This is a genomic window from Cellulomonas sp. PS-H5, from assembly GCF_019265565.1.
Lineage (GTDB): Bacteria > Actinomycetota > Actinomycetes > Actinomycetales > Cellulomonadaceae > Cellulomonas.
This window is the reverse complement of sequence record NZ_JAHVCI010000010.1, coordinates 77941-84939: the sequence shown is the minus strand read 5'-3', so window position 1 is coordinate 84939 and position 6999 is coordinate 77941. Positions and strand designations below refer to the sequence as shown.

The 6999-nt window shown below is 77.2% G+C and carries 7 protein-coding genes; 5 read left to right on the top strand and 2 right to left on the bottom strand.

Translation table 11 applies throughout. From position 1 onward, the window contains the following. The 3 genes from J5O08_RS06595 to holA form a co-directional block, all read left to right on the top strand. Nucleotides 1-849, top strand: an 849-nt coding sequence (locus J5O08_RS06595; protein ID WP_255589406.1) for a ComEA family DNA-binding protein, incomplete at its 5' end; no start/stop codon positions are given. Continuing rightward, on the top strand, nucleotides 846-2537 hold the full coding sequence (locus J5O08_RS21570) for a ComEC/Rec2 family competence protein (RefSeq protein WP_218706072.1): 1692 nt from the start codon (nucleotides 846-848) through the stop codon (nucleotides 2535-2537). The genes J5O08_RS06595 and J5O08_RS21570, both read left to right, overlap by 4 nt. Nucleotides 2538-2541: 4 nt before the next feature. Next, nucleotides 2542-3579 (top strand): DNA polymerase III subunit delta, encoded by a 1038-nt coding sequence (holA, locus tag J5O08_RS06585; RefSeq protein WP_217614277.1) that lies wholly within the window; start codon nucleotides 2542-2544, stop codon nucleotides 3577-3579. 182 nt (nucleotides 3580-3761) lie between these two features. Here holA and J5O08_RS06580 read toward each other — a convergent pair whose 3' ends face one another. Beyond that, nucleotides 3762-4514: an EAL domain-containing protein gene (locus J5O08_RS06580; RefSeq protein ID WP_217614276.1), complete on the bottom strand. Its 753-nt coding sequence runs from the start codon at nucleotides 4512-4514 to the stop codon at nucleotides 3762-3764. A gap of 209 nt (nucleotides 4515-4723) precedes the next feature. Here J5O08_RS06580 and J5O08_RS06575 point away from each other — a divergent pair, with 209 nt between their 5' ends. Both J5O08_RS06575 and J5O08_RS06570 read left to right on the top strand, forming a co-directional pair. After that, nucleotides 4724-4861 carry a hypothetical protein gene (locus J5O08_RS06575; RefSeq protein ID WP_168217006.1) on the top strand — a complete coding sequence of 46 codons (138 nt, stop codon included), beginning with the start codon at nucleotides 4724-4726 and terminating at the stop codon, nucleotides 4859-4861. Between the two features lie 122 nt (nucleotides 4862-4983). Then, on the top strand, nucleotides 4984-6315 hold the full coding sequence (locus tag J5O08_RS06570; protein ID WP_218706071.1) for a helix-turn-helix transcriptional regulator: 1332 nt from the start codon (nucleotides 4984-4986) through the stop codon (nucleotides 6313-6315). Between the two features lie 350 nt (nucleotides 6316-6665). Here the strand turns inward: J5O08_RS06570 and rpsT are convergent, their stop codons facing one another. Continuing rightward, entirely contained in the window at nucleotides 6666-6926 is a 261-nt protein-coding gene (gene rpsT, locus J5O08_RS06565; protein ID WP_147796102.1) for a 30S ribosomal protein S20, read from the bottom strand. Nucleotides 6927-6999: the final 73 nt, after the last annotated feature.

Below are 6999 nucleotides of genomic sequence, written 5' to 3'. Positions count from 1 at the left end.
CCGCGCGGCGCGCCGCACGACCGGCCGGCGCCCGTGGTGGCGGCGCAGACCGCGCCCGAGGACGTCGCGGCGGCGCACGGGCCGGTGGCGGCGGGGCGGGCCCGGCTCCGCGAAGCGGCCCGGTCCGCGGCGCCGGGCGTCCCGGTGGACCACGCCGGGCCGGGGCCGATGGAGGACGAGGCCGAGCCCCCACCGGGCGAGCGGCTGCGGCTCGCGGGCCTCGTGCGGTGGCGGCTGGCGCCGCGGACCGCGGCGGTCGCGCTGGGCGCGCTGCTGCTCGTCGGCGGGGCCGTGGCGCTGCGGTCGGCGGCGCAGCCGACGGCGGACCCCGTCACCGTCGAGGAGCCCGCGGTCACCGCCCCCGCCACCGCCGCGGCGGAGGAGGCCGCACCCGCCGAGGAGGCGACGGTCTGGCTGCACGTCGTCGGTCAGGTGGCCTCCCCGGGCGTCGTGGCCCTGCCGGCGGGCTCCCGCGTGGCTGACGCGGTCGCCGCGGCCGGCGGCGCGCTCCCGGACGCAGACCTCGCGGGGCTGAACCTGGCGGCCGTCGTCCAGGACGGGGCGCAGATCCGGGTCCCGGCGCCGGGGGAGGAGCCGGCCGCCGAGGTCGGCGGTGCGGACGGGGTCGCCGGCGCCTCGGAAGCGGGCGCCGCGGGCGTCGTCGTCGACGTTAACACCGCCGGCAGCGCCGAGCTCCAGGGCCTCCCCGGCATCGGGCCGGTGCTCGCCGACCGCATCGTCGCGTGGCGCGAGGCGAACGGCCCGTTCGAGAGCGTGGACGCCCTGCTCGACGTGTCCGGGATCGGACCCGCGGTGCTCGGTCAGATCCGGGAGCTGGTGCGGGTGTGAGCGCGGACGAGGCGGTCGACGTGCGGCTGGTGCCCGCGGCGCTGGCGGTGTGGGGCGTGGCGGCGGTGGTCGTCGGCGGGTCGCCCGGGACGCTGGCGGCCGGTGCCGCGGCGGCCGGTGCCGCGGCGGCCGTGCTCGCGGCCGTGGGCGTGCTCGCGGGGGCGGCGCGGCATGCGCCGGCCCCACTCCCGCAGCGGATCCCCGTGCGGCTGGCCGGGCGGGCGCACGCGGGCCTGGCGCTCGGGGCGGTCGCGGTCCTGCTGCTGACGACCGCGCTGCAGGTGCTCCTCCGCGAGGCCGGCGACGTGCGCGGGCTCGCGGAGGAGCGGGCGAGGGTGCGGATCGTCGGGACCGTCCGCACCACGCCCCAGGCACCCGGCGGCGCGGGCGGCACCCGGGTGGTGCGGTTCCTGCTGGCCGCGACGTCGGTCGAGGTCCTGGGCGCGGGCGGCGGTGCCGCGGTCGGTGCGGGAGACGCGGGAGACGCGGGAGGTGCGGGAGACGCGGGAGGTTCGGGAGGTGCCGGGCGAGAGGCGGGAGCGGCCCGGCCGACCGGTGCCGCGGTCGAGGTGTACGCGCCCGCGGCGGCCGCCGACCTCGCGTACGGCACCGAGGTCGTCGTCGAGGGGCGGCTGTCCCCGGTCCCGGACGGCTCGCGGCGGGCGGTCGCCCGCGCCCGCGCGGACGGCGACCCGACGGTGCGCGCGCCACCCCCGGCCGTGCTGCGGGCGGCGGACCGGCTGCGGACGGGCCTCGTGGCCACGGCGGCCGGGGTCCCGGGCGACGCGGGTCGGCTGCTGCCGGCCGTCGCGGTCGGCGATACCCGCGGCGTGGGCGACCTCGACGAGGCGATGCGGGTGTCCGGGCTGGCCCACATCACCGCGGTGTCCGGGGCGCACTTCTCGATCCTCGGGGCGGTCGTGCTGGCCGTGCTCACGCGCGGCGGCGTGCCGCGGCGGTGGCGCTGGCTGCCGCTCGCGGTGGTGCTCGGCGGGTTCGTCGCGGTGGTGCAGCCGGGTGCGAGCGTCGTGCGCGCGGCGGTGATGGGCGCGGTCGGGGTCCTCGGCCTCGTCGTGGGGCGGCCGTCGCGCTCCGTGCCGGCGCTGGCGGCCGCGGTGCTCGTGCTCCTCGTGGCCGACCCCTGGCTGGCTCGGGACGTCGGGTTCGTGCTGTCCGTGGTCGCGACCGCGGGCATCGCGCTGCTCGCCGGCCCGCTGGCACGCCGCTGGTCCGCCCCGCGCGACGGGGCCCGCGGAGGGTCCGCGTCGGGCCGCCGCCCGCGCCCCGGCGACGACCCCCGCCCGGCGGCTGGCCCCGTCGCCACCGCGCTCGCGGTGCCGGTCGCCGCCCAGGCCGCGTGCGCGCCGGTGCTGCTGGTGCTCACCCCGGCCGTCCCCGTCTACAGTGTCCTGGCCAACGTCGCCGCGGCCCCGGCGGTCGCCCCGGCCACCGTCGGCGGGCTGGTCGCGGCGGTCGTCGGTCCCTGGTGGCCCGGGGCCGCCGCGTGCTGCGCGCAGGTGGCCGGCGCCGCGTGCTGGTGGATCGCGGCGGTCGCCCGCACGACGGCGGGCCTGCCCGGGGCCCAGGTCGCCTGGGTCGCCGGCCCGCCGGGCCAGGTGCTCCTCGCCTGCGCCTGCGCGGCAGCGCTCGTCCTGGTGCTCCGGTGTCGGCGCGTCGTGGGACCCTAGGCGGGTGCCTGCCTCCACCTCCGCCGCGCGCCGACCCGCCCGGGGCGGTGGCCGCGGGTCGTCCGCCCCCGCCGGCCTCGCGTGGGACGAGGTGGGGCTCGCCCCGGTCGTCCTGGTGACCGGCCCGGAGGAGCTGCTGGCGGAGCGCGCCGTCGACCGGCTCGTCGGGCTCGCGCGCGAGCGGGACGCGCAGGTCGAGGTCACCCGGGTCGACGGCGCCGCGTACGGGGCGGGGGAGCTCACGCTCGCCACCAGCCCGTCGCTGTTCGCGGAGGACCGGGTCGTCGTGGTCGAGAACGTCGAGAAGGCCACCGACGACCTGATCCTCGAGGCGACCGCGTACGTCGCCGCGCCGCAGGAGGACGTCGTGCTCGTGCTCCGGCACGGCGGCGGTCAGCGCGGCAAGCGGCTGCTCGACGCCGTCCGGGCCGCGGGGCACCCCGTCGCGACGTGCGAGACGATCAAGCGCGACGCGGACAAGGCCTCGTTCGTCACGCAGGAGCTGCGCCGCGCCGGCCGCCGGATGGAGGCGCGCGCGGTCCGCTCGCTGGTCGACGCGGTGGGCAGCGACCTGCGCGAGCTCGCCGCCGCGTGCTCCCAGCTCGTGGCGGACACCACGGGCGTCATCAGCGTCGAGGTGGTCGAGCGGTACTACGGCGGCCGGATCGAGGCGACCGGGTTCCGGGTCGCCGACGCGGCGGTCGACGGGAACGCGGGGGAGGCGGTCGCGCTGCTGCGGCACGCGTTCGCGACGGGCGTCGACCCGGTCCCGCTGGTCGCCGCGCTCGCGGCCCGGCTGCGGGTGCTCGCCAAGGTGTCGGCCGTGCGCGGCCGGGGACCCGGCGCCGAGCGCGACCTCGGCCTCGCGCCGTGGCAGGTCGACCGGTCCCGCAAGGAGCTGTCCCGGTGGACCCCCGAGGCGCTGGCCGCGGCGATCACGGCGGTCGCGCAGGCGGACGCCGAGGTCAAGGGCGCGAGCCGCGACCCCCGGTTCGCCGTCGAGCGCGCGGTGCTCCGGATCGCGGCGGCCGTCCGGCGCTGACGGACCCGTCGGACGGCGACGTGCCGGGCGGGTGGCGCGAGCCGCGCCGACCCGACGTCGGACCGCGCTGACGCCGACCCGATTCGGACCGTGCTGACGCCGACCCGACGTCGGACCGCGCTGACGCCGACCCGACGACAGACCTCACCGACGGCCCCGTCGCCGCCGCGGGTCCGCGCCCGTCAGATGTAGTGCTGCCCCAGGGTGTTCCCGGGCCGCAGCAGCGGCGCCGACGACCGGTCGACCAGGAGGCTGCGCTCCAGCAGGTTGCCCTGGTAGAGGTCGAACCCCAGGCGTCGGCCGGCCTTGAGCTCCGCGCTGGTCTCGACGAACTCCGCCACGAGCAGCGCGCCGTGCGACCGGGCCAGGTCGACGACCGGCTCGCCCTCGAGGTCGAGGTCCCGGGCGTCGATCTTCACGAAGTCGGCCTGGGGGAGCAGCGCACGCTGGTCCTGCCGGGACACGAACCCGGCCATCGCGATCCGGAAGCCCTGCTCCCGGAGCCGGCGGACGCCGCGCAGGACGTCGCCGTCGATGCGGGTGGTGCCGGTGATCTCGACGACGAGGCGGTCGGGACGGTTCGGCAGGTGCAGCTCGCCGGTGAGGAACGCCCGCGGGCAGCGGGCGAACAGCCAGCGGCCGTGGCCGACCTCGTCCACGTCCGCGCGCCCGAATGTGGCGCGCAGCACAGCACTGGTGGCACGCTCGTGCTGGAGCTCGCTCCACGCGCCCGCGTCCACCGACGTCGCGCCGGGTGCGCGGAACGCAAGCTCGTACCCGAAGGGGTGCAGGCGGGGAGAGAAGATCCCCTGCCGTCCGACGACGACGCGCTCCGTCGCGACGTGCCGGTCCCACTCCCGGCGCAGCACATCCGGGATCGCGGCGTCGATCTCGTCCGCGAGCCGCCGCTCCACGTCGCCCTGTCCCCTGGTCATGCCATCCATGACACCACAGTCAGCGCCATATGACACGAGGTCGAGCCCCCGACCGGGGGTGATATCGCGCGAACACGGGCCAGAGTGACGTCGGATTCACCCGATTGGGCGGAACTCCGGCAGAACCCCTCAGGAGGTGGTGCGAAGCGCCTCGCATCAGTCATGCTCGTCGTGACAGAGAGTCAACGTTCTGTGACAGGAGACCCCCCATGCGCACCTCGCTGAAGGCCATCGCCACCGCCGCTCTCGCCCTGACCCTCACGCTGGGCGCGTCGGGCGCCGCCAATGCAGCCGGCGGCTTCACCATCCAGAGCGGCGCGACGGGCTGCTGCCGGATCGTGGTCTGAGCCCGTTCGGCGCCTCGCGGCTGATGCAGCCGACCGCCGGGGCGCGCTGTGCGCCGGGTCCGGGGCGTGGCGGATGGGTGACAGGCTCGCCGTCACGAGGCGTCATAGGTACAGTGACACCCATGACGACCATTGCTGACCGCGTCCGCCAGGCGCGGTTGGCCGCTGGGCTCTCCCAGACGGCCCTGGCAGGAGACGCGCTCTCGCCGAGCTACATCTCCCTGATCGAGTCCGGTCGGCGCGAGCCGACCGACGCGGCGCTCGGCGTCATCGCCGAGCGGCTCGGGTCCACGGTCGAGTATCTCAAGCACGGCGACGAGGGACCGGCCGAGGCGCGCGCCAAGCTCGCGCTCGACTACGCCCGCCTCGACCTGGTGTCGGGGGAGGCCACGTCGGCCCGCGACCGGATCTTGGCGCTCGACCTCGAGCCGGTCACCCGGCAGGTGCGGGTCGAGGCCCTGCTGGCCCTCGCGCAGGCGCACGAGATGCTCGGCGACCTCGAGTCCGCCGTAGGCGTCCTCGAGCCGCTGCTCACGCAGGCGCGCGCCGAGCAGCACCACCTCGACGCCGCCGCGGCGGCCACGGCCCTCGTCGCCTCCTACGTGGAGTCCGGCGACCTCGGCCGTGCGATCGAGGTCGGCGACCGCCAGCTCGTCGAGCTCGAGGAGGCCGGCCTCACCGGCACCGACGAGCACCTGCGGCTCGGTTCGACGACCCTGTGGGCGTACGTCGAGCGCGGCGACCTGCTGTACGCGACGCACCGGGCGTCCGAGCTGATCCGCCAGGCGGAGTCGCTCGGCACCCCGCGCGGGCGCGGCTCCGTCTACTGGAACGCGGCCCTCGTCGCGGAGCAGCGGCACGACTACGCCCTGGCCAAGCGCTACACCGAGCGCGCGCTCGCCCTTCTGGGCGAGGGCGAGGTCAGCCGCGACATCCCGCGTCTGCGGCTCAACTACGCGTGGCTGCTGCTCCGCAGCGACCCCGCGGAGCCGGCGACCGCCCTCGAGCAGCTCGACCGCGCCGCTCCGGAGCTCCAGGTCTCGGGCTCCGAGGTGGAGATGGCGCGCCTCGACGTCGAGCGGTCCCGCGCGCACCTCATGCAGGGCGACCCGGTCGCGGCCGAGATGTACGGCCGCGCGGCGCTCGACCGGCTCGGCGACCAGCCCCGCCTCGACGGCGCGGCGGCGCAGCTCGCGATCGGCGACGCGCTGCACGCCCGCGGCGAGGTCGAGGCGGCGTCCCGGGCGTACCGCTGGGCCGCCGACATGCTCGGCATGATGTCCGCGTCGCGGCAGTCCGCCGCGGTGTGGCGCGAGCTCGGCGACCGGTTCCTCGGCCACGGCGACGTGACCGGGGCGGCACAGGCGTTCGACCGCGCGCTGCGGGAGGCGGGCTTCCGGCCCGCCGTGCCCGCGGTGCTGTGGGAAGCGTGGAGCGCGGTGGCTCAGGACTGAGCGACCGCGTTCCCCACGGACGGGCTGCGGCCCGACCGCACAGAGGGCGTCACCCCGCAGGGGGGGTGACGCCCTCGGCGCGTCCGGGGGCGGGCCGGCAGCGCCGAGGACTCGGCGCGCCCGCCTCACCGAGCCCGCCCACCTCACACCCCGCCTCGGCCACCGCCGGCCTCGCCGAGCCCGCCCGCCTCGCCAAGCCCCTGGTCTCGCCGAGTGGGCAGTAGATGTCCCCTCGTCGGCCGACGAGGGGACATCTACTGCCCGCTGGGCGGGAGGGGGTTCCCCGCGGGGACGACGAAGGGCACCACCCCGTGGAGAGGGTGGCGCCCTTCGTCAAGGCTACGGTCGCGTCAGAGCGCGTTGACCGACTTCGCCAGCGCCGACTTCTTGTTGGCGGCCTGGTTGGCGTGGATGACGCCCTTCGAGACGGCCTTGTCGAGCTTCTTCGACGCGGCGACGAGCGCGACGCCCGCGGCGTCCTTGTCGCCACCGGCGACGGCCTCGCGCACGCGGCGCACGAACGTCTTCAGCTCGGACTTGACAGCCTTGTTACGCAGGCGCGCCTTCTCGTTGGTGCGGATGCGCTTCATCTGGGACTTGATGTTGGCCACGGTGTGGACTCTCTTCGTGTGTTCGCCGGAGCGAGAGGAACAAGGTCGTAGAGGGCGCGTCCGGCGCCGGGAC

Excerpts from the sequence above, each read along its gene's own strand:
- J5O08_RS06570 (WP_218706071.1), top strand. The coding sequence starts at position 4,984 with ATGACGACCATTGCTGACCGCGTCCGCCAGGCGCGGTTGGCCGCTGGG.
- J5O08_RS06580 (WP_217614276.1), bottom strand. The coding sequence starts at position 4,514 with ATGACCAGGGGACAGGGCGACGTGGAGCGGCGGCTCGCGGACGAGATC.
- J5O08_RS06575 (WP_168217006.1), top strand. The coding sequence starts at position 4,724 with ATGCGCACCTCGCTGAAGGCCATCGCCACCGCCGCTCTCGCCCTGACC.